The organism is Microbulbifer sp. A4B17 (assembly GCF_003076275.1).
Lineage (GTDB): Bacteria > Pseudomonadota > Gammaproteobacteria > Pseudomonadales > Cellvibrionaceae > Microbulbifer.
This window is the reverse complement of record NZ_CP029064.1, coordinates 4,213,248-4,234,423: the sequence shown is the minus strand read 5'-3', so window position 1 is coordinate 4,234,423 and position 21,176 is coordinate 4,213,248. Positions and strand designations below refer to the sequence as shown.

At 45.3% G+C, this 21,176-nt stretch carries 16 protein-coding genes; 8 read left to right on the top strand and 8 right to left on the bottom strand.

The features are described from left to right. Positions 1-416: 416 nt before the first annotated feature. Entirely contained in the window at positions 417-1,409 is a 993-nt protein-coding gene (locus tag BTJ40_RS18625) for a hypothetical protein (RefSeq protein ID WP_108734481.1), read from the top strand. Between the two features lie 248 nt (positions 1,410-1,657). Next, positions 1,658-4,474 carry a hypothetical protein gene (locus tag BTJ40_RS18620; RefSeq protein WP_108734480.1) on the top strand — a complete coding sequence of 939 codons (2,817 nt, stop codon included), beginning with the start codon at positions 1,658-1,660 and terminating at the stop codon, positions 4,472-4,474. Positions 4,475-4,941: 467 nt separating this feature from the next. On the opposite strand, the gene BTJ40_RS18615 is transcribed toward BTJ40_RS18620, so the two are convergent. Beyond that, entirely contained in the window at positions 4,942-6,066 is a 1,125-nt protein-coding gene (locus BTJ40_RS18615; RefSeq protein ID WP_108734479.1) for an alkene reductase, read from the bottom strand. Between the two features lie 38 nt (positions 6,067-6,104). Next, on the bottom strand, positions 6,105-7,595 hold the full coding sequence (locus BTJ40_RS18610; RefSeq protein ID WP_108734478.1) for an aldehyde dehydrogenase family protein: 1,491 nt from the start codon (positions 7,593-7,595) through the stop codon (positions 6,105-6,107). A gap of 142 nt (positions 7,596-7,737) precedes the next feature. On the opposite strand from BTJ40_RS18610, the gene BTJ40_RS18605 reads away from it, so the two are divergent. Continuing rightward, entirely contained in the window at positions 7,738-8,628 is an 891-nt protein-coding gene (locus BTJ40_RS18605) for a LysR family transcriptional regulator (protein WP_108735348.1), read from the top strand. 140 nt (positions 8,629-8,768) lie between these two features. Here the strand turns inward: BTJ40_RS18605 and BTJ40_RS18600 are convergent, their stop codons facing one another. Beyond that, on the bottom strand, positions 8,769-10,934 hold the full coding sequence (locus BTJ40_RS18600) for a winged helix-turn-helix domain-containing protein (RefSeq protein ID WP_108734477.1): 2,166 nt from the start codon (positions 10,932-10,934) through the stop codon (positions 8,769-8,771). A gap of 220 nt (positions 10,935-11,154) precedes the next feature. On the opposite strand from BTJ40_RS18600, the gene BTJ40_RS18595 reads away from it, so the two are divergent. Continuing rightward, the gene (locus tag BTJ40_RS18595) at positions 11,155-12,000 is read left to right on the top strand and encodes an alpha/beta hydrolase (RefSeq protein ID WP_108734476.1); all 846 of its coding nucleotides are present in this window, start codon (positions 11,155-11,157) and stop codon (positions 11,998-12,000) included. Positions 12,001-12,057: 57 nt separating this feature from the next. Continuing rightward, entirely contained in the window at positions 12,058-13,260 is a 1,203-nt protein-coding gene (locus BTJ40_RS18590; protein ID WP_108734475.1) for a serine hydrolase, read from the top strand. Between the two features lie 172 nt (positions 13,261-13,432). Here the strand turns inward: BTJ40_RS18590 and csrA are convergent, their stop codons facing one another. Beyond that, the gene (gene csrA, locus BTJ40_RS18585) at positions 13,433-13,639 is read right to left on the bottom strand and encodes a carbon storage regulator CsrA (protein WP_108734474.1); all 207 of its coding nucleotides are present in this window, start codon (positions 13,637-13,639) and stop codon (positions 13,433-13,435) included. Positions 13,640-14,331: 692 nt separating this feature from the next. On the opposite strand from csrA, the gene BTJ40_RS18580 reads away from it, so the two are divergent. Beyond that, positions 14,332-14,883 (top strand): hypothetical protein, encoded by a 552-nt coding sequence (locus BTJ40_RS18580; RefSeq protein WP_108734473.1) that lies wholly within the window; start codon positions 14,332-14,334, stop codon positions 14,881-14,883. Positions 14,884-15,448: 565 nt separating this feature from the next. On the opposite strand, the gene BTJ40_RS18575 is transcribed toward BTJ40_RS18580, so the two are convergent. The 4 genes from BTJ40_RS18575 to BTJ40_RS18560 form a co-directional block, all read right to left on the bottom strand. After that, positions 15,449-15,790 carry a hypothetical protein gene (locus BTJ40_RS18575; protein WP_108734472.1) on the bottom strand — a complete coding sequence of 114 codons (342 nt, stop codon included), beginning with the start codon at positions 15,788-15,790 and terminating at the stop codon, positions 15,449-15,451. 91 nt (positions 15,791-15,881) lie between these two features. Then, entirely contained in the window at positions 15,882-16,451 is a 570-nt protein-coding gene (locus tag BTJ40_RS18570; RefSeq protein WP_157954161.1) for a hypothetical protein, read from the bottom strand. 44 nt (positions 16,452-16,495) lie between these two features. Continuing rightward, on the bottom strand, positions 16,496-16,789 hold the full coding sequence (locus BTJ40_RS18565) for a hypothetical protein (RefSeq protein ID WP_108734470.1): 294 nt from the start codon (positions 16,787-16,789) through the stop codon (positions 16,496-16,498). Between the two features lie 18 nt (positions 16,790-16,807). Beyond that, complete coding sequence (locus BTJ40_RS18560) at positions 16,808-17,797, bottom strand: restriction endonuclease (protein ID WP_108734469.1); 990 nt, start codon at positions 17,795-17,797, stop codon at positions 16,808-16,810. 491 nt (positions 17,798-18,288) lie between these two features. Between BTJ40_RS18560 and BTJ40_RS18555 the strand changes: the two genes are divergently transcribed. Next, positions 18,289-19,860 carry a class I SAM-dependent DNA methyltransferase gene (locus BTJ40_RS18555; protein ID WP_108734468.1) on the top strand — a complete coding sequence of 524 codons (1,572 nt, stop codon included), beginning with the start codon at positions 18,289-18,291 and terminating at the stop codon, positions 19,858-19,860. Next, positions 19,850-21,166 (top strand): restriction endonuclease subunit S, encoded by a 1,317-nt coding sequence (locus BTJ40_RS18550; RefSeq protein WP_108734467.1) that lies wholly within the window; start codon positions 19,850-19,852, stop codon positions 21,164-21,166. Before BTJ40_RS18555 ends, BTJ40_RS18550 begins: the two co-directional genes overlap by 11 nt. Positions 21,167-21,176 lie beyond the last annotated feature (10 nt).

Sequence of the window (21,176 nt, the reverse complement as noted above, 5' to 3'; positions counted from 1 at the left end):
CAGCGTACTTGGCGTACCGCGCAAATAATCAGGGCATTTTACATGAAGAATTGTAATGGGTCTTACAAAGAGGCTCTTGTGAAGGTAAGAATAGAATAGGGGGGCTCATTATATGATCCAATCGGTTAAAATTGAATCTAATTGTTGGGGGCGTGCCAACTGAGAATGTAGGTAGAAGTAATTTGTCGGGAAGCCGTTTTATCGTTCTTATAGCTCACTGTCGAAAAAACATCCAATTTTGGAAAGTGTCAACTGCTGGATGTAAGCTTTTGTCCATAATGTAGCTGCTTGAATATCTATATTGGTTAATTAAAAGCATGTTGATATTCAGGTTAACATTTAGAACCATTTATTTTTATTAGTGTCAGGATAACCTGAGAAATATAAATATATTTAAAATAGCAGGTTAGCTTATTATGCGTCGGTCTTTATTTTCAGCTCTGATAATTTCCGCTCTATCTTGCTCTGCCCTGGCGGAGGATCAAGATATCAGTGGGCTTAAAAAATGGCATTCGGTGAATTTTGAAAGTGAGCCACAATTAAATATGCACCTCTTTTTATATGAGTTGGCGAGAGATGAAGACTTGTATGATACTTTAAAAGATGAGGGAGGCCTTTCTTTTGAGGAACAAGCGCTTTTTGATCATGCAATCAGCGAGTATAGAAAGTATGGTGCTAACAAAAATATACATATCCTTAGATCAGATTCTGAGATTGCAGATTTAACTGCGCTCCTGTTAGTAAGCAATCCAGTTGGCCCGGATTCTGTGGACAATATCCTATATGCACGTATAAATGAAATTTCTATTATTTATAAAACTAAGCTCTGGAAACTCCACCATGAGAGAAACCTTAAGTGGTATCTGGACTTGAAAAGTAAGCTAGATATCTATGGAGATACGATTTCCAGCAGTTTAGAGGCGCTATTTGATGAAAAACTGGTTGCTGATGAACATACGGTAAATATTGTCTATAAACCAGGAATGCGTCAGGGCGCCACTACCTCTGGGAGAAGCTTCCAAACCGTTATTAACAGCACCTATCCTGACTATAGTGATTGGTACGCGCTGGAGATGTTTTTCCATGAGATCTCTCATGCTAATAGTGTGGGTCGAAATAGTAAATTGCAGCAGATTATTAGTACAGAATTTAGCCGGTTGGGTCTGGACAATCACAAAGGAATTTGGCATCCGATACAGTTCTATACAGTTGGGGAGGTAGTTAAGAAAGTAATATCCAAGGACGTCTCTGAATATGTACCTTATGCTGAAGTTCGAGGTCTGTATACTGGACGCTGGGACTACAAGATGGTGCTTGACCAGAATTGGAAGCCTTACCTGGATGGTGAAGTATCTATGGAAACAGCGGTAGAAAATATTGCTTCTGCGCTATCAAAGAAGGGAGGCTAATCCATTACTGAATTAGTGGTTCATAAGTAATTTATTAAATATATAAAACAAAATTACTAGTTAGGATTAAGGTATACACTTTGTCCGTATGTATTTAAAGTGAATTAGCGGTCACAAATCAAACTGGTACGCTTCAAGTATAAAATCTTATCAAAATCCTTATTCTGTCCATAATTTTCTTTGGTAAAGTTGCACCCATAAAAATCCAAAAAAAAGATTTTGTTAAAGACTCTTGGGGAGATCATTTAGTGAGCAGCTTTAAGAAAGTTTTGTGCCTCAGTTCTATCATTGCCATTTCCGCTTGTGGAGGTGGAGGCGGCGGTGGCAGTTCGAACGAAGGTGGCTCGGGTGGCTCGGGTGGTTCGTCTAGTGGTTCAACTAATAGTGCCCCTGAGTTTGTCTCCGCAAGTGAAGTCACTACGGAGGAAAATAGTACCGGTACTTTACTTACACTATCCGCTAGTGATGCCAATGGAGACAGCATTAGTTACAACACTATCGGCGGCGAAGACCAGTCCCGTTTTCTGATAGATAACGGTAACCAGTTGCGCTTTGGTTTTGCTCCAGACTTCGAGAATCCTGCCGACGCAGATGGAGATAATATCTACCAGGTGACAATCGAGGCTAGCGATGGCAACGGAGGTCAGACGAGCCAGGAAATTGTGGTAACAGTTACTAATGTCAACGATGGCGCTCCCGAGTTTTCATCTGCAACTGAAGTTACTGTCGAAGAAGATGTAAGCGGGGTTTTTTACACCGCTACGGCTCAGGACCCAGATGGAGATGAGGTCACATTTTCATTGAGCGACGATGCTGATACTGCATTGTTTTCTATTGATTCTGCTAGCGGTGAACTTAGCTTTAACACTGCCCCAGATTTTGAGTCTCCTGCGGATAGTGACGAAGATAATTATTATCAACTATCAATCAGCGCTGCTGATAGTGAAGGAGTTGCCAACCAGCTTTCGCTACAAGTCGCCGTGGTTAATCTGATCAGACCTACAGCTCGTATCGACTTCCCAACGGGAGGGGCTAATATGGGCGGAGGGCTTTCCAGCCTCGCCCTCACTGCTAGGGTCCTTGATCTGGAAAGTGGTGAAAATGTCTCCGAGCAATTGGCCACTATCTTTCTCGATAGTCAGTCGCCAACTGTAGATGCAACTTCCTCATCACTTTGGTATCTCGATAGTTTAATAAATGAAGGTCGAGACTCTTACGCTCTTTCTGCTCAGTTTTTCACTGGTGAGACCGTTCAAGACTCACATACTGTCAAGAATGAACTGTTAATCAAATCACCGGTCGGTGTGTCTTACGACAACTTCTATAGAGGCTGGTATTTCGCCGATCGTATTTTGGGCATGATATTTGAGATAGGCAATTCGCGTCGAGTGATTTCTGGACCATCAATCGGTTCTGGTCCGATATTAGAGCCGATTGATATGGAGCAAAACTTCCCAGAAGTACGCAGCGATCCTACGAATGATTACTTTGTCGTATTAGATGATAACGGGAGTATCTACTCTGTACAACGCGCCACTGGTGACCGTACGCAATTGACCACATGGATTCCTGCAGACTTAAATGCACTAACCCTGACGGACTCCGGACATGAAGCTTACACTACAAGAGCTGCGGGAAGTTATGGTGAGATTATTAGGTTTGACCTTTTGAACGGGGATCACTCCGTAATATCCAGCTCCAATTCATCATCTCCGACGGGCACCGGCCCCGATATGGTATCTCCGGCGGGTATTACATTAGATGAGGTGAATGGACAGCTTTACGTAGGTGATGAAAAAACCGATTCCATTCTTAAGATAGATATCGCTAGCGGCGATAGAACGACAATAAGCGGTAATGGTACTGGCAGTGGCAACTCCATTTATATGCCAATGGATTTAACCCTCGATATTGACAGTGGCCAAATATATGTTGTCAACGGCAATGCCCAGGATATCTTGCAAATAGATATAGCAAGCGGCAATCGATCAGTTGTAACTAGCTGGACTAAAGGCGAAGGGTTTCAGCTTCATAATCCCTGGTCAATTAGTCGAGGGCCAGACAGCGATCGCCTGCTGGTGTCCGGAATTGGCTTTGATCCGGTGATTATGTCAGTCGATATCAGTACCGGTGATCGAACAGAAATCTCCTCCAATCATGTCGGGACGGGACCCAGCTACATTTGGGACTATGTAAGCTATAACCACTCAAGCAATAGGTTACTGGCGGTTTCCGATGATGATGATGCCATAGCTATGGAAATAGACTTGCAGAACGGCAATCGAACTATCGTGACTGACTTTGACTCGAACGCTTTTCCTTTAAAGGACGTTCGTCCATCTACAATCGTTTCCGACGATTCGGGTCGCTACGCCTATATATTTGATGAGAGCTCCCCCCACCGATTGATTAAGGTAGACATAGAAAGTGGTGAGCCTCAGGTAATCTCTGGTTCTGGAGTTGGTGAAGGCCCCGCTTTCTTCGGTCTCGTGAAGGCCATGGAGCTGGATGCCACCAACAATCGTATGGTTTTGTTACAGCACACAGGGTTGATAAGTGTCGACCTGGACACCGGCGACAGGGAAATTATTTGCGATGACTCCCTCGGCGACCCCCCCTTCTTTGACTATCCGTCCGGCTTAGCGCTAGATCTCGCTAATAACCGCGCTTTCGTCAGCGATAGAGGTACCGGTGGCATCTGGCAAGTAGACTTGGCTACTGGTGATAAGAGCACACTCGCTGCGACGGTACATGGTGGTAATAGAAAGCAGACCCCTACAGGCATAGCCTTGGATACAATTGGCAATCGGCTTCTGGTGGGCACGGACGGCCTTTACGGTACCTACAGTGAGAATCTGATAGCTATCAGTCTGGATGACTTTTTCCAATCAATACTATCCAGTGGCAGGAATTGTGCTATTTCATTTTGTCAGATTTGGGCAGGCAGTCTAAGGTCCATGACTATCGACGAAGATGGCCGTCGACTCTTTGCCTATGATAGCGGTCAGGGAGGAGTTGTTGTTATTGACTTGCGTTCGGGGCAGCGTGCATTAGCTTCCAAATAACTGCCTGCCAGGCTTGGAATCAAAAGAGGCCCCGTATTTCTATGTAGAAATATGGGGCTCTTTGCACAGAGCACTGGAGCTACAAGATGATTCTGAATTGGTATTGGGGGCCTTTCTTAGTTTGCAAAGCTTTTACGGAAACTGCGACAAATAATGTTGCTTTACCTCTATTTAAGATAGCCTGGCAATCAAAAAATAATATCGCAGTTCAGTTAGTAATGTTGATAGTTCTGTAGTGCTTCAAGTCTCTTGTGAATCTTAAGCTTATAAAATTCTTTAGCCTATTACTCTATCCAAGTTATAAGAAAGCATAAAAGAAGCCCCAGAAAATAGATTTCTGAGGCTATCTATTTCTAATCAATAAGTGCATTTGCCTTTTGACTAGCGCCCATGGGACTTTAGAAATATTTATAGAAATGCCACTTACAGCTAGCAATTCATAATGAATGAGCCCAACCTACACCAGATCACGGCTGGTATACAGGGTAGTCCGTATACCCCACTTCGGTACCGCCATACATAGTTTCCGGATCAACCTGATTGAGTGGCCATTCATTGCGAATACGCGTGGGAAGATCCGGGTTGGCAATAAAAGGTCGGCCAAAGCCAAAGATATCTCCGTTACCTGCGTCAAGCACTCGCAAAGCTTTTTCGGGGGAATACTTTCCTGCATACATGATACGCCCGTCAAAGATTTCACGTACTTCTCGATAGAAATTCTCAGGCAAATCCGGGGCATTATCCCAGTCCGCCTCGGCCAATGATAGATAGGCAATTCCGGCTTCATTTAGCAGCTTAATAGCTTCGATATAGGTCTTGTGGGGATCACTCTCTACCAGCCCAAGGTAGACTCTATCCTCATCGGTAGTTTCAAAAAGCGGTGCGAACCGAACACCGAGTCGTTCGCTGCCAACTTCTTTTGATACCGCTGCAACAATTTCTTTAAGGAAACGCAGACGATTTTCTAAACTACCACCATACTCATCATCGCGATGATTAGTATGTTCTGAAATAAACTGGTTCACAAGGTAACCGTTGGCGCAGTGTAGCTCAACGCCGTCGAAGCCGGCTTCCATGGCATTGCGCGCGGCCTGGGCATAGAGTTGAATCAGTTCTTTAACTTCCTCTGTTGCCAGCGCACGAGGCTCACTGGGTTCAGCCAGGGCGCCTTGTCCTGGACCTGTCTCGATAAATACCTTAACTGCGTCTGCACGGATAGCAGATGGCGCAACGGGCGCTGCATTGTCAGGCTGTAATGAAGTGTGGGATACACGCCCAACATGCCAGAGCTGGGCAAAGATAATACCGCCTTGATCGTGCACGGCTTTGGTCACTTTTTTCCAGCCTTCGATCTGTTCCTTTGAATAGATTCCAGGTGTCCAAGCGTAGCCTTGGCCCCTGGGTTCGATCTGCGTGCCCTCTGTAACCATAAACCCAGCACCAGCACGCTGTGAGTAATAGTTAGCCATCAAGTCATTGGCAATATTACCAGGCTGGCTACTGCGTGATCGGGTCAGCGGTGGCAGAACAATACGGTTTTTCAGGGTGTATGGGCCCAGATTGACTTCACTAAATAGAGCTTCGTTTTTCATACTTACTTTCCTGCTAAAAGCTAACCAAAGTGAGCGGCTTAAAAAAGGCCCAGTGGTTCTTCATTAAGGCTGATTAGGATATTTTTCTTTTGGGTGTAGGCATCAATCATCGATTTGTGAGTTTCACGTCCGATACCTGATTTCTTGTAACCGCCAAACGGTGCATGGGCTGGAAGATCGTGATAGGTATTTACCCACATGCGGCCGGTTTCCACAGCTCGTGCAACGCGCAGTGCACGGTTGATATCCTGAGTCCAAACAGCACCTGCCAGGCCGTAATCGGACTGGTTGGCCATCGCAATAACTTCCTCCTCAGAGGAGAATGGGATCACTACTACAACAGGGCCAAAGATTTCCTCCTGAGCGACTTTCATTGCGTTGTCGGCATGGGTAATGATTGTCGGCTCAATATAAAAACCCTGTTCTAATCCCGGCCTTTGTAATCGCTTACCACCAGTCAGGATTTTTGCACCTTCTTCTTTGGCGATATCGATGTAACCAAGAATACGGTTCATTTGAGCTTCACTGATCTGGCTGCCCATCTGCGTGCTGGGGTCCATGGGATCGCCGACATTTACAGATTCAAATTTGGCTTTTAATTCAGTGGTAAAACGGTCGAAGATAGTTTCGTGGACAAAAAGGCGGGCACCAGATTCACAGACTTGTCCCTGGTTAAGCAGAATAGAAAGGGCCCCGCCCTCGAGTGCTTTTTTCCAGTTCGCATCAGGGAAAACAATATTGGCTGACTTGCCACCCAGTTCCAGAGTTGCCGGTACTAATTTGTCAGCGGCAGCTTTGGCCACGTTATAGCCGATACCGGTTGATCCCGTGAAAGCCAGCTTTGCGATTTTAGGGTGATCCAGTAAAGCCTGGCCTGCCTCTGGACCTATGCCGGTAACTACATTCACTACACCATCGGGCAATATCGCTTTGAAAATCTTTGTCAGCTCCAACAAACTGGATGAGGTCATTTCAGATGGCTTAATAACCACTGTGTTTCCGGTTGCAAGTGCTGGTGCAATCTTCCAGGCAGCCATCAAAAGAGGGTAATTCCATGGAATTACCTGGCCAACTACGCCCATTGGCTCGCTAAAAACCAAACTCATGGTTTTATCATCGATCATTACCGCTTCATCGCTATGGGAGCGGATTACACCCGCGAAATAACGAAAATGATCAATTGCTAAAGGGATATCAATATTGGAGGTTTCGCGGATTGGCTTGCCGGTTTCTAACGCCTCCAAGTAAGCGAAGAACTCCTTTTTTTCCTCGAGCATATCGGCAATTTTGAGCAGGGCATCTTGCCTCTCAACAGCAGATGTATGTTTCCAGCTGAGAAAGGCTTTTTCTGCTGAGTTTACTGCTGCATCAATATCCCGAGAATCGGCCAGTGGGATGCGGGTCAATAGTTCCCCTGTAGCAGGGTTGAGGCTATCCATCGAACGGCCCGAGGCACTATCAATCCACTCACCACCGATAAACAGTTGATAAAACTCTTGTGGAGCAAAGGCCTTAGAAGCTTGTTTCATATCCATCTCCAAACAATAAGAAGCGTACTGGCGGAGGCAGCTGTCCGGCCCCAGCCAGATTTAGCTCTGACTTAGGATGGTGGGAATGATAGGTAGGCAAGGATACAATTTGAAACAACTACTCTTTGTCTTGGTTACAACTATGAATGGTATAAGCCGCCTGGACCTAAAACAGCTACGTATACTGGAAGCACTGCTTCAAGAGAGAAACCTATCCCGGGTAGCCGAAAAGGTGGGGTTAACCCAGCAAGCGATAAGCGAACAGTTGCGTAAGCTGCGAGAAGTGTTTGATGACCGTCTGTTTATCCGGCAAGGCAACGGTATGGTGCCCACCCCTGTTGCTGAGCAGCTGGGAGGCAGGATCAGTAGTATTTTGAAGGATGTAGAGTCACTGCTAACCCCAATAGCGTTTGATCCGGCAACTTATAAAGGGATTTTTAGTATTAGTGCCACGGATTACGCGATTCAATCGGTACTGCCCCAGCTATTAGAGGTTGTCCGTAAATCTGCCCCGGAACTTAAAGTTATCGTCAGGGACTTTGAAACAGATAATCTCAATCAGTTAATGGTGGCTGGTGAGATCGACTTAGCGCTCACCTTTCCTGATTTCATTCCGGATGACCTACCATACAAATTGCTATTTGAGGAGCAGCATGTCTGTATCGCGGGAAAAAAGTCTCCGCTGAAGGGTAAGTCATTAACGTTGGCAGACGTGGCCGAGCTTCCGCAATTGATCATTTCACCATCAAGGGCAAACCTCAAAGGATCACACGATGAATGGTTTGCGATGCAGGGGCTAAAACGCAATATTGTTATGTCGATACCCAGCTTTTCCGCCGCTCCAGATATAATTGCTGCGACAGACACAATTGCGTTCTACCCCTCAAGACTACTACCCAACAAAAAAGTTATTCCTCTTGAGTTGGACACGCAAACACCAAAATTTGAGGTTATAGCAGCATGGCATAGTCGATCTAACCATAGCCAGCTTCATATGTGGATGGTTGAACAGCTTATGAAACTTTTTAAGTAGCCTATTGGGTAACTAATTGGCTCCTTTATTGAGCGTTAGAAGTATACAAAAGAATAATATTTGGAATTAGATCGCGGTGGGAAAGTAAGATGGTTTATAGCGAACCATCTTACTTTTTAAAACTAAAACAGACTGTATTTCTATTCCCGTAAGAATAACTCAGCCACTTCTTTTTTAGCGGCAACAACATAGGTAATCATTAGGTTTTCCTGATTAATATCAGTCAAATAATCGATATCTCTATGCACTGCTCTCAAAATAGAAAAGTTACTGGTGTCGAGGTCGTAAGACCATAACTGATCATCTCGATTGATTGAGTAAATCACATTCTCTTTGAGCACAAACCTTTTCTCACTGCCCTGATGAACCAGCTCTTCGATTAGATGGTCTTCCGCAGGGCCGGGCTGCCAGAAGCGGTTCATATGATCCATATAGATCAGTCGGCCATCCTCGCTTCGTTGGGCCCAGTTAACTTGGGTATCGTTGATAATGCTAACTTCAAGATTATCCAAGTTTACTTCTGCAAACTTTGTAACGCCTTTAACCGTTAAAGTTAACAGCGCGAGGTTACTCACACTATCCCACTGGAATAGTCGGTCAATTGGATGGGCTAGTGAGAAGGCTTCTCTGCTACCGTCTAGGGAGATTTTAGTCAGTATCTGATTGGCACTCGCCAGTATGCTTTTGCCGTCGGCAGACCAGCTAATACCGTAGATATTGGTATCCATAGGAAACTGGCTAACTTGCCGTAAATCGCTGCCATCAGTTATCCACACCTGATCTTCACCAGAGCGCCTGGAGGTAAACGCAATCAAGTTGCCATTGGGTTGGAAAATGCCATCATCCTCTCCCAAAATCGACCGTGTTGTGCTTGGGTAGAGTTCGCTGACATCTTCGTCCGAAGGCGTATCGATGGACTCAGGTTGGTTAAGCGGTATTGATGCAATATCACTATCGTATCGGCCCTTAATTAGGAGCGCCCTCTGTCCATTTGGGTGGAAATCGGGTGTGCTGGCAGATTGATCCAAAGGTAAATCGAGCTTACTTACCTTTCCATTGTAAGTGAGAGAGAAGAGTCGTCGTCCTGTGCTGAAGATTAACTCATCTTTAAGCGGCGAAAAGTTAGGGGATATAGTCCTGCGCTGAGGGATTTCATCTGGATAGTCTACCGGGTGGCTGGATAAAAGCGCTCCCTTGGAATTCAACATATCGATATAAAGCTGGCCATCTTGATGATGGCTGGTTACGGCTATTAAGCCATTGTTTATTGAGTAATCAAAGTAGGCCAGATTTCCATTCTCCAGATCATAAAGGACTCGACTGGTATTATCCTTGACTGAATAGTTGATCAACCGCCAACGGTCAGTCTCTTTATGCAGAATAGCGAGATCATTGTTATTTAACCATACGGGGTTCTTAATGGCCGAGTTCTTACAGCGCATTAATACATTTGGCTGCTGTGGGCTGACTAATGCCTTTTGAAAATCCAGGCTTACCAGGTTGTAACAGGTATTCTGGGTTAGCGGTATGGTGCAGTCTTCTTCGGAAATAAATACCAGTTTCTTGCCATCTGGTGATAGTGTATGGCGGCCATAAGTACCCCATTCTGGAGTTAATTCCGTCTCCTTCTGGGTATGTATATTCCTGGCCCAGATTTTATTAACACAGAGCTTATCCAAATAACGATTAAAAATAATATATTCACCATCTGGCGAATAAGAGGGGCTAAACTCTTTACGGTCAGTTGCAGTTACTGCCTGTAATCGATCAAATACAAGCTGAGAGCTTTGTTCGGGTGGAGAGTATTTAAATACAACAAATACTAATAATACCAACCCGACAAGTGCAAAGATTGGAAACCGATTTGGTTTAATCGCCTGGGTTTGGTGGTTTGGATTAACCGGTGTTATATCTATTTCATGCTTAGGGGGAGTGGGGGAGGGAGCTTCCTCTTCCGGTGCTGTCTTATCCTGTGGAATAGAATCACCATCTTGCCAAACAATATCACATTCCAGGCTATAACCCTGTTTGGCGTGAGTTCTAATATAAGACTGCTGCTTTCGATCCTCGCCTAAGGCTTTTCTAAGTTGCGCAATACTTCTTTGCAGCGTATTTGGTGTGACTATTGTATCGGGCCAGACTTCAGACAGTAGCTCATCCTGGCTCACCACTTTTCGCTGATGCTTTGCCAGGTGGGTTAAGACGGCAAGGGCTTTTGGGGGGATAGTTTGCGATTGCTCACTTCGGGTGATCTGGTTTCTGGATAAATCAACAAAGAAGTCACCCACCCAATATTGTAAAGCCATTGATGTATCTACCTGAACAAAATTTGAGCTGAATTTTTGCAGTCGATACTAGCATAAACCCTGATTACAGCTGAAGCGTACTTTGTAACTCATTGATAAATAAGCATTTAATGGCAACAGCAAAAAGTCATTCAAAAGTCAGGAGCACTTCAGGTGTTTCATAGGCTTCTTGTTTAGATTGAGCGCTTCTCCGATCACATGTAACGGTGTAAATACTGATATGAAAAAGCGTTTACTAGTAGCCTTCCTCTTGTTGCTACCTATAACGGCCCTTAAAGCAGGTGAGCATAAGGCCTTGGAGTTATCCACAATCCAGGTAATACCCATTCAGGATTCCAGTAATGGCAGAGAATATGAGCTGTTCGTTAAACTGCCTGAGAAGTATGAGAAGAGCGATACTAAAAAGCATCCGGTTATTTACTATACAGATGCTTTGTGGGCAGTTGAAATGCTATCTGCCACCACTGAATACGCACTGGAAGATGCCATTTTAGTTGGTATCAGCTGGCAGAAGGATATAGCAGATACTGAAAAAGAGTGGTCGAGTCGATATCGGGATTTTAAGCCAGCATTCGCCTCTGACAATATAGATAATGGCTCTAATAAAGGAGAGGCCCATAAGCATCTCGCATTTATAAGAAATGACGTTATTAAGTATATCGAAAGCAATTACCGCGCGAATCCAGATAATCGTACTTATTTCGGTTACTCATTCGGGGGGCTCTTTGGTGTGTATGCCTTAATAAGCCAACCAGATACTTTTCAGAACTACATTATCGGTAGCCCATCAAGGTTGATAGGCACTTATATGGATTCGCGACTTGAATCAAAACCCAATAAACCATTGATGGATCTACCAAAACAAACCAATGTATTTATTGCTTACGGTGCATTAGAGAAGGAACTGGGCGCTACGGTAGAAAGGTTCGTTAGTGAGTTAAAGAACCAAAAACTGGCCAACTTATCCTTGGAACCGGCGGTAATTGAATCGGCGAATCATACTACGGTATTTCCAAAGCTGTCAGTTCGCAGTATCTATTGGCTTTCCGATAAGCTGAAACATTAATCAATAGTATATCCAGCCATATTTATAGATATTTCAAAAATAAATTGAGGATATAAGATGATTATTAAGAAACTAATCACAATCGGCTTAATGTACGGCATAAGCGCTACTGTAAGCGCAGGAGACATGCAGGCACCAGAAATAAATATGGCCGATTATCGTAGTGACCTCCCGAGCCTGGAGAGATCCACACCAAAGCTAAAAAAAGCGTTTATTGATACAGCCCCGGCGGATAGAAAAGACGGTATTTCTGTTGGTGAGATAGATACAATCAAAGAGAGCTTGCAACAGTTGGCTCAGGAAATAGCGGATAACCAACATACACCTTACGACAGCCTACTAATCGCCAAAAATAATAAACTGGTATTTGAATCCTACTACTCTCTTGGCCGTGTCAATTTGCCCCACCCGCAAGCATCTGCCACCAAGGCCTATACAGCCCTGGCAATTGGACGGGCAATTCAGTTAGGTTATTTGACCATGGCAGACCTGGATAAGCCTGTCATTTCCTTTTTGAAAGGGCTGGACAGGAAGCAACTTGTTAAAGGCGCAGACCTTATCACATTGAATCATGCCATGAGCATGCAGTCAGGGATCCGTATTGATGAGGAAAAACTCGATGCCTTACTGGAAAACAAAGAGCAGTTAACCGGGAAAAAGCTAGCCCAAATCTATCTAAGTCACAGTAAGCCGATCACTTCTGATTCTCAAACTTATTTATATCAAGGCTCGGACCCAATGATTGCAATGTTGGTTCTGGATGCTGTAGTCCCCGGTTCCGCGAGCGACTTTATTAAAAAAGAGCTGCTGGAGAAGATGGGGATAGATATCTATCACTGGAAGGAAGCTGTAAGCGGCGTGCCCCAGGCGGGGTCTAGAGCCATGATGACATCGCGCAGTATGGTTAAGTGGGGCACTTTGGTACTTAATAAGGGGAAATGGAACGGCTACCAGTTAATTCCGGAGGCATATATTGCTAAGGCTACTGGTAAAGTGGCTATTCCTACAGATGATGAATTTGACTATACCAATTTTTCATACGGCTACTTCTTCTGGCGAACCCCACTGAAAGTTGGTAACAATAAATATGTCGCAAAGTTTGGCTGGGGCGGTGGTGGCCAGTATGTGATCTCCATTGAAGACCTGGATTTAGTGATTGCGATCACCGGTCGCGGAGATGATGACAAAACCTTGGGTTTGATAGAGCAACGTATTCTGCCGGCTTTTGCATCGTCTGCATTAAGTGGTACAGCTGGGTAAATTGCTATATTAATTGATCTTACCTAGGAACTGTAAAAGTTTTCTGTCCAGTATTTAGGGCCTTTGGAATAGGGAAACCCTAAATGCTGGACAGATTGTTCGATTATACAAGGGTTGCGGTTGTTATCGTCCTTGGAGCAGTAGGGCCTAAGCAGGATTGTTAGGACTCATTCTACAGGAGAATCTGTTTTTTTATCCCCCCATTGTCTTGCCTCTGTTGTCTTTTGATTCTCCTATATATCTCTTCACGGTGAACTGGTAAGGTCTTGGGAGCGATTATACCTACCCGCACCTGATTACCTTTAACTTCTAATATTGTTATTGAGACGTTTTCCCCAATCCTGAGGTTCTCGCCTGTACGGCGGTTTAAAATCAACATATTGGTTTCCTAATGAGACGCAATGCATTGGCAAACCTCCCGCAACGGGAAGGCCAGGAAAGTAATATCGGTTGCAGGTATTAGGAGGGGCGCGAGAACGGTAGGCGTAAAAGAAGAAAAGGCGGGCGCTAGACTCCCTGTGCTTGGGGAATCGCCTCAGGTTACTGAATTTGCAACCTTTTATTGAAGACGAGAGGGTTTCTAGCGTACCATTCATGTAGCCACTTTGATAGGGTATTTATCAATTTGGTTAGCTGACCCCGGGTGTTGCCGCACCTTGGGTCAGCGCCTTTTACTTATTCTTACGTCACGCTACCGTTCTCCTTTGAGAATGGGTCTTTTAGAAAATTATTGATGTTCTTGTTTTATCTTGGGCTGCTTGCTTGTAGAAGCCGGTTTTATCACTGCCCAAAATGTTGATAAATATCACTCGATTCTACGCAGCTTTGACGCCGAAGAAAACTGAATAAAATCCAATAAGATTATTTGGGCGCCTATATTTTTTCCACCTGTCTTGTGGGTATCAATTTCTTATTGGATGTGTCCGGTTAAATTGAGTTTGGCTTTATGTGTTGATTAAACGTTTAAACTGAATTATCCGGTCATAATTTATTTGATATTGAATTAGTTGGTAAGTGCAGGATAATGAATTTTCCTTTAGGTCTACTTATTAAATTTGCCGGTTAGCCTCCATGTACGATAAGAAAAAATGGCAATGGATTTGTCCCGATACGGGAAATATCTACAACCTAAAGCACACACAGGAATTCGAGACTTCATATGGTGTGAAGATGGAAAAGGGAGAGCCTGCGACAGATATTGCTTGCCGAGTTATTTTTTCCAACCATTGTTTTACGCGGTCACGAAATTCTGAAGACTTAGATAGTCACGTAATGGTTCGTGAATCAAAGCGTGGCGGCAATGTGGAAGAGAGAGTTTTTTGCCCTGCTCGATGGGACTTTTCGCAACAGTTACCGGAGATTATTCGTGACCTGACATACCGAAATTGCCTTATAGGGGGAAGTAGGGAAATTATTTATCGGCAAGAAAGTCGCTCTGGGTTTAAGGAGCAGCAGGGTTGGTATATCTGTATGCGTTTAAATTTCAAAAGTAAGCGCGATCCACAGTTGGAGCTTTGGGTTCGCAGTGTGCACTGGCGGAGAAATCGTCCGTTTGATGTGCGGGGGCACGGCGGTAAACGCTTTTGTATGATTTTGTCGGAATATCTCAGAAAACGATTATAAGCATCAAAAATGCAAAAGCCCCGGAAAACCGGGGCTCTGCATAATCACTGTCGGGCGTCTTGATTATGACCACACTTTGGTGGAAACCAGTGTTAACTGGTGCCATGAGAGCTACCCCAAAGGGACACCGACTATCGCTACTCACGTTGATTAATATATTAATATCTGGCGGCTTCGTCAATGAGAGAGTGGTAATTACAGTGTTCTCACGGGCATTTGGTCTCCAATTAAGCCTTCTTGATTTTTAAGTTAAGAGATTTTAATAGCCTAACTAACTGATTTATATGGAAAATGCAGATTTTAAAGGTTTTAGCGGCAATCTGAGGGAATATTTATCGTCTTTGCTCTGTCTAGATGGCATCCCAATCCGAGATTCTGGAGATTAATAATGATTAAGGTGGTCATATCAATGAGATATAAGGGCAAGGAGGTGTGGTAGGTTTGCCGTATGAGTTGAAGAGCAGGTTTTATTGAGCGCTTGCGGAAGAGGCGTATTAAATTGGTAGATCCAGATTAGGATTAATCTAGATCTACCAATATTCCTGACAGCTAGAATCGCTAAATATCAATTTTGCAAACTATTTTTCGCGCCGTTAATTCTGTTGGATTCTTCAACCCATTGTTGGTTAAAGCCTGCTTTCTTGATATGTCCGATGAAAATATTCATTAGCTTTTCCATGCAGCTCTCAAGATCCACTTCAAACTCTAACTCTTTGTCGACCTGGTAATCTTCAGCTGCTTGGTCTGCCATGTCCCAGAAAAACTGGGTGAGATTTCTGGCTTCGTTAGCGGAAGTGATATCATTTATTCCGAGTACGAGATCCTCGGCAAATTGATTTTCTAATTTTCTGGAATAATATAATACCACACCCTTGATAGTGGTTTCGTGCTCGCTAAATTCAATCATCGCTTGCAAATATTAGGTTTTAAGTTTGCTCAATATACTAATTATCTTGTACGGATTAACTTTCCAATTGATTGTGCCACTAACGTACAAATTAGAAAGAGGTTAGGAGGTCTTTGTTGAATATAAGCCCCTTAAGGCCTAGCTCTTCTACTAAACTTTTGAACTTGTCTCCACAATAGAGCGCTGAACAGCGGTCAAACTTGCTCTTGAAAATTAGATTGTCTTTAACACTACGTTCATCAAATCCTATGCTTTTCACTCCCATCCATAAATTATCCACAATGTCTGCTTTGCTTACACGCTTGTCCGCCTGCACAGTATTTAGGCAGTTGAAAACACAATAAATCTGATTGTTGATAGTGAGTGGTAGAAACTCCCCCAGTGGTCTGAGGTGGTTTTTCAGTTTGCCATAGGCATGCGGCGATAATACTAAGTTTGCGCCGTTCCATGTAGTAATATCGGGATTTGCATTGTTGTTAAGCCCAACATCTACAAACTTTGCGCCTATATCTACCCAATACTCTTTAAGAGAGATATTGTCCCAGCTATAACTGTAGAACTCATCTTCACCCAGAGTTTCATCAAGAGTATCCCCAAGTTCTTCAAGATTAAAATCTAAGTTATAGAAGTCCGTGTAATTAAAGCTGATTTTATATGTCACTTCGGCTATCCCATTTTTCAGCTTATACATAAATGGGTGGGATTTTAAGCATTATCAATTTCTTCATCCCACTGCTGCTCATAACCCTTTTCGAAAAGGTGTCCGCCAAAGCTGTTATACAGCTTTTCTAGCCAGTATTCAGAGCTGGCCTCGCAAGGTAGCTCTGGCTCTTGAGCGGATTTATCAACCATGGCCCAGAAGAACTTGCTGAGATGAGTGGCTTCTTCTGAAGAGGTTACATATCCACGCTCTAAAATATCCATTGCCACTACATCTTGCAGTATTTCAGCAAAAAACAGGGCAACGGTTTTCTCTTCTGGATAGCGATATTCGATCACGGTACTAGCCCGCCTGTCTTAATCCACTGGCCAGTAAATACGCACCAGAGGCATCAGTGCCCGTCCTTCCAAATCGAAGCTTTCATAGTGGCTGACGATAAGATCGGCCAGGTCGTCGAGGTCCACCAGAGTGAGGGGGAAGGTGGAGCGGTCGGCTTCGTAGCGGGCTTCGCGGGTGAAGCCGCCAGTGCTGACGAATAGGCCCGAGTCCCCTTCCCGCAGGGCGCCGATAAAGCCGCGTATGGCAGGGGCACCCATGGAGCCATCGCGATGTTTCACTTCCGCTTTAATGCGCGGCTGGGTAAGGCCCAGGCCGTCCGGTGAGGCGATCACATCGACACCGCGATCAGGGCCTTTGGGGGACACCTTGGCCTTAAAACCCATTGCGCGCAGTATCGCCGCAACCAATTCTTCCATTTCCTCGGGCAACAGTGCGGCGATCTTGTCTTTGATTAGTTCGTGGCTCTGGGCCACGGTTTCATCTTTGAGCTGTGCGCTATCAGTTTCTGCGGCTTCGTCTTCCTGCGGCGTTAGCGTACGGCCCTCGAATATGGTTAGGAAGGCGTCAATGGTTTCCTGGCTTAAGGAGAAGAGGGTGAGGGTGGAGCCGAGGGAGTTCTTTGCTTTCTGGGGCAGCTGGTCACGGCTGACTTTACCGAGCCATTCCACCTTACGTAAGTTGGCGTAGTCGCCGATAATATCCGGTTGGTAGAGATACTCCCCTTTATCGACGCCCAACAGGTAGTTCCGTGTCTCCGGGTTGTAGCTCACAATATAGTCGCCAGCGGCAATCTGATCGCGAAACTTCAGGATCATAGCCAGGGCGTTGGCGGTGGCCGAGGGTTTGTCATTGCCGTAAATCTTGATGTATTCGTCCCGCAAGCGCTCGGTGCTTGAATACTGGCTTAGGTCTCCCAGTTGTGACCAACCGATTGCGGCAAAGCCTTTCTCGAAGTCTTCACTGTAAATACCACCGCGCCCGGCGCGGATCATCCATGCGTTGGTCATACTTCGATTCCCTATTGCTTAAATTTTTTAACTCGTTGGCCGTCCCGCTGAGCTTTTTGTATGGCTTGCGCAGGGGCGGAGGCTGAACTGGCCGCTGGTGGTTGCAATCATTGAAACTCGCTGTAGGCGTGTCAAGGGCGAAGCCTGGCCCGAAATTAAAAGTGGGTTAAATGTGAGTGGCTACCAATCAGGCAAATCCCATGGGTAAAAGCCGAAATGATTTTGTCGAAAATTTGTACAATCGGCACATGGCTAACTGTATTAGTCGGAAGCGATAAACCTGAAAAGCTGCGGTTGGCTAATGGGTTATTACTGGGTACCAATGTGCCAACACTGCGCGGCGATAAGTAGGGCCTTAATGACTGGAGAGACTGACTTTTGTGCGGGGCGACAGTCCCCCCGGAATCGGGCAAAATTAGGCGCAATAAGATCTGTCGCCTTGCCCAATAGTGATGCCGGGGAGGGCGAAAACACCAAGGAATACGCTGTATATGGCCAAGAAGTCCGCAAAACCCAAGCAAACCGTCTCTTTTGAAGAGTCCCTCTGGGACAGCGCCAATAAGTTGCGCGGCTCAGTAGAGTCCTCCGAATACAAACATATCGTCCTGAGCCTGATCTTCCTCAAGTTTATTAGCGATAAGTTTGAGGCCCACCGCCAGGCGCTGATTGAGGATGGCAAAGAGGCGTTTGTCGATACCGTGCCGTTTTACACCCAGAGTAATGTCTTCTATCTGGAAGAAGCCGCGCGCTGGGATTACATTATCAAGCACAGCAAGCAGGACGATATCGCCCTTAAAATCGATACCGCCTTGCACACCATTGAAAAGGCCAATAAATCTCTGGCCGGTGCACTGCCGGATAACTACTTCTCCCGCCTGGGCCTGGAAGCCAGTAAGCTGGCGGCACTGCTGGATACCATCAACAATATCGAGACCCTTGCCAGCGAGTGTCATATCAGTGAAGAGGATCTGGTGGGCCGGGTTTACGAATACTTCCTGGGTAAATTTGCCGCATCTGAAGGCAAGGGTGGTGGCGAGTTCTATACACCGAAATCGGTAGTGGCACTGCTGGCGGAAATGCTCGAACCCTACAAGGGCAAGATCTACGACCCTTGTTGCGGCTCCGGTGGAATGTTTGTGCAGTCCATTAAGTTTGTGAACAGCCACAACGGCAACCAAAAAGATATTTCTATCTACGGGCAGGAATACACCAGCACCACTTATAAACTGGCGAAAATGAACCTGGCCATACGCGGTATTAGCGGCAACCTGGGAGAAGTAGCTGGGGATACTTTTTTTAAGGACCAGCACCCGGACCTGAAGGCCGATTATATACTGGCCAACCCGCCGTTTAACCAGAAACAGTGGCGGGCAGATAATGAGCTGACTGATGATCCCCGCTGGGGCGGCTATACCGTACCGCCCACCGGCAATGCCAACTACGCCTGGATCTTGCATATGTTAAGCAAGCTGAGCGAGAGCGGCACTGCCGGCTTTGTATTGGCCAACGGCTCTATGAGTTCCAATACCAGTGGTGAAGGCACCATTCGCCAGGAGATTATCGATAACGACCATGTGGACTGCATGATCGCCCTGCCGGGCCAACTTTTTTACACCACGCAAATTCCCGTATGTCTGTGGTTCCTCACCAAAAATAAAGGGGAAGACAAGGTACATGGCTACCGGGAGCGCAAAGGCGAATCCCTATTTATCGACGCCCGCCAGATGGGCACTATGGCCAGCCGTATCCACAAAGAGCTGACCACTGACGATATCGCCAAAATTGCGCAAACCTATCACGCTTGGCGCGGTGAAGAAAAAGACGGTGACTATGAGGATATTGCCGGTTACTGCAAAGCCGCCAGCCTCGAAGAGATTAAAGCCAACGACTATGTCTTGACTCCAGGGCGCTATGTGGGGGCTGCTGAGCTGGAAGATGATGGTATTCCTTTCGAAGAGAAAATGCGTGAGTTAAGCCAGACATTGTATCGACAGATGGGTGAAGCCGAAGCGTTGGATAAAGCTATTTGCCAGAATCTGGGGGTGCTGGGTTATGGCAAGTGAGTGGGGAAAAATTCCATTAGGTGATCTCGTAGCTCTCCAAAGAGGGCATGACCTTCCATCACAAGACCGGCGAAAAGGGGAAATACCGATTATGGGGTCCTCAGGTCTTACTGGTTATCATGATGAGGCTAAATGCAAGGGACCAGGGATAGTCATTGGTCGTAGCGGAAACTCTATGGGAGTTGTTAGTTACTCAGATAGCGATTTTTGGCCTTTAAATACAGCTCTGTATGTAACAGACTTCAAAGGAAATGATGAACGCTATATTTATTACTTATTATCTCAGATAGATTTTGATCAATTCAATTCTGGAAGTGCTCAAAAATCGTTAAATAGAAATGCAGTATATCCATTTTTAGTTTGGGCTACCAAGAATAAAGATGAGCAAAAGAAAATTGGTGTAGCCCTAGAAAGATACGAGAATAAAATTCATCTCAACCGCCAAACCAACCAAACCCTAGAACAAATGGCCCAGGCCCTGTTTAAAAGTTGGTTTGTAGATTTTGACCCGGTTATCGATAACGCCCTCGCGGCAGGCAAGCCCATTCCCGATGCCCTGCAAGCCCGCGCCCAACGCCGCCAGCAACAACTGGCCAAGCCGGATCATAAACCCCTGCCGGAAGCTATTCGTCAGCACTTTCCCTGTGAGTTCGAGCAAACTGAGGCTTTGGGTTGGGTGCCGAAGGGGTGGGGGATAAATAGTCTTGCAGAAATTACGACAGAGTTACGCCGTGGTATATCTCCTAAATATACTGAAGAGGAAGGTACGGTTGTACTTAATCAGAAATGTATTAGAAATCATGAGGTTAATTTTGAACTTTCACGAAGAAATGACCCCAGTTTAAGAAAAACAATTGGGCGAGAGCTAAAGATTGGCGACATGCTAATTAATTCAACAGGCGTTGGCACTTTAGGCCGGATGGCTCAGGTTAAGTATCTGCCCGAAACAACAGTTGTGGATTCACATGTTACTGTTGTTCGGCCTAGGGAGGATGTGTATCCAATTTTTGCCTTTGGACAAATGATGCTTTCACTTGAGTCCTATGTTGAGTCTCTGGGAGAAGGCAGCACTGGTCAGACCGAACTGAGTCGAAAAATATTGTCGGAACAAAAAATCCTAGTGCCTGGTAAAGAGGCATTGGCCGTGATCGACAAAAAGTTAGAGCATTTTTCTTATAAAGCAGTTTCCTTAAGCAAAGAAAGTCAAGTATTAGCCAGACTCCGTGACACGCTTCTCCCTAAATTAATCTCAGGTGAGTTGCGTATTCCAGATCTGGAAACAGAAGTGAGTGATGCAGTAGCCTAAAGGCAGAATG

What these genes read in the sequence shown, in the direction of transcription:
- BTJ40_RS18625 (WP_108734481.1), top strand. Translation starts at nt 417, where the DNA reads ATGCGTCGGTCTTTATTTTCAGCTCTGATAATTTCCGCTCTATCTTGC.
- BTJ40_RS18615 (WP_108734479.1), bottom strand. Translation starts at nt 6,066, where the DNA reads ATGAAAAACGAAGCTCTATTTAGTGAAGTCAATCTGGGCCCATACACC.
- BTJ40_RS18610 (WP_108734478.1), bottom strand. Translation starts at nt 7,595, where the DNA reads ATGAAACAAGCTTCTAAGGCCTTTGCTCCACAAGAGTTTTATCAACTG.
- BTJ40_RS18605 (WP_108735348.1), top strand. Translation starts at nt 7,738, where the DNA reads ATGAATGGTATAAGCCGCCTGGACCTAAAACAGCTACGTATACTGGAA.
- BTJ40_RS18600 (WP_108734477.1), bottom strand. Translation starts at nt 10,934, where the DNA reads ATGGCTTTACAATATTGGGTGGGTGACTTCTTTGTTGATTTATCCAGA.
- BTJ40_RS18595 (WP_108734476.1), top strand. Translation starts at nt 11,155, where the DNA reads ATGAAAAAGCGTTTACTAGTAGCCTTCCTCTTGTTGCTACCTATAACG.
- BTJ40_RS18590 (WP_108734475.1), top strand. Translation starts at nt 12,058, where the DNA reads ATGATTATTAAGAAACTAATCACAATCGGCTTAATGTACGGCATAAGC.
- csrA (WP_108734474.1), bottom strand. Translation starts at nt 13,639, where the DNA reads ATGTTGATTTTAAACCGCCGTACAGGCGAGAACCTCAGGATTGGGGAA.
- BTJ40_RS18580 (WP_108734473.1), top strand. Translation starts at nt 14,332, where the DNA reads ATGTACGATAAGAAAAAATGGCAATGGATTTGTCCCGATACGGGAAAT.
- BTJ40_RS18575 (WP_108734472.1), bottom strand. Translation starts at nt 15,790, where the DNA reads ATGATTGAATTTAGCGAGCACGAAACCACTATCAAGGGTGTGGTATTA.
- BTJ40_RS18560 (WP_108734469.1), bottom strand. Translation starts at nt 17,797, where the DNA reads ATGACCAACGCATGGATGATCCGCGCCGGGCGCGGTGGTATTTACAGT.
- BTJ40_RS18555 (WP_108734468.1), top strand. Translation starts at nt 18,289, where the DNA reads ATGGCCAAGAAGTCCGCAAAACCCAAGCAAACCGTCTCTTTTGAAGAG.
- BTJ40_RS18550 (WP_108734467.1), top strand. Translation starts at nt 19,850, where the DNA reads ATGGCAAGTGAGTGGGGAAAAATTCCATTAGGTGATCTCGTAGCTCTC.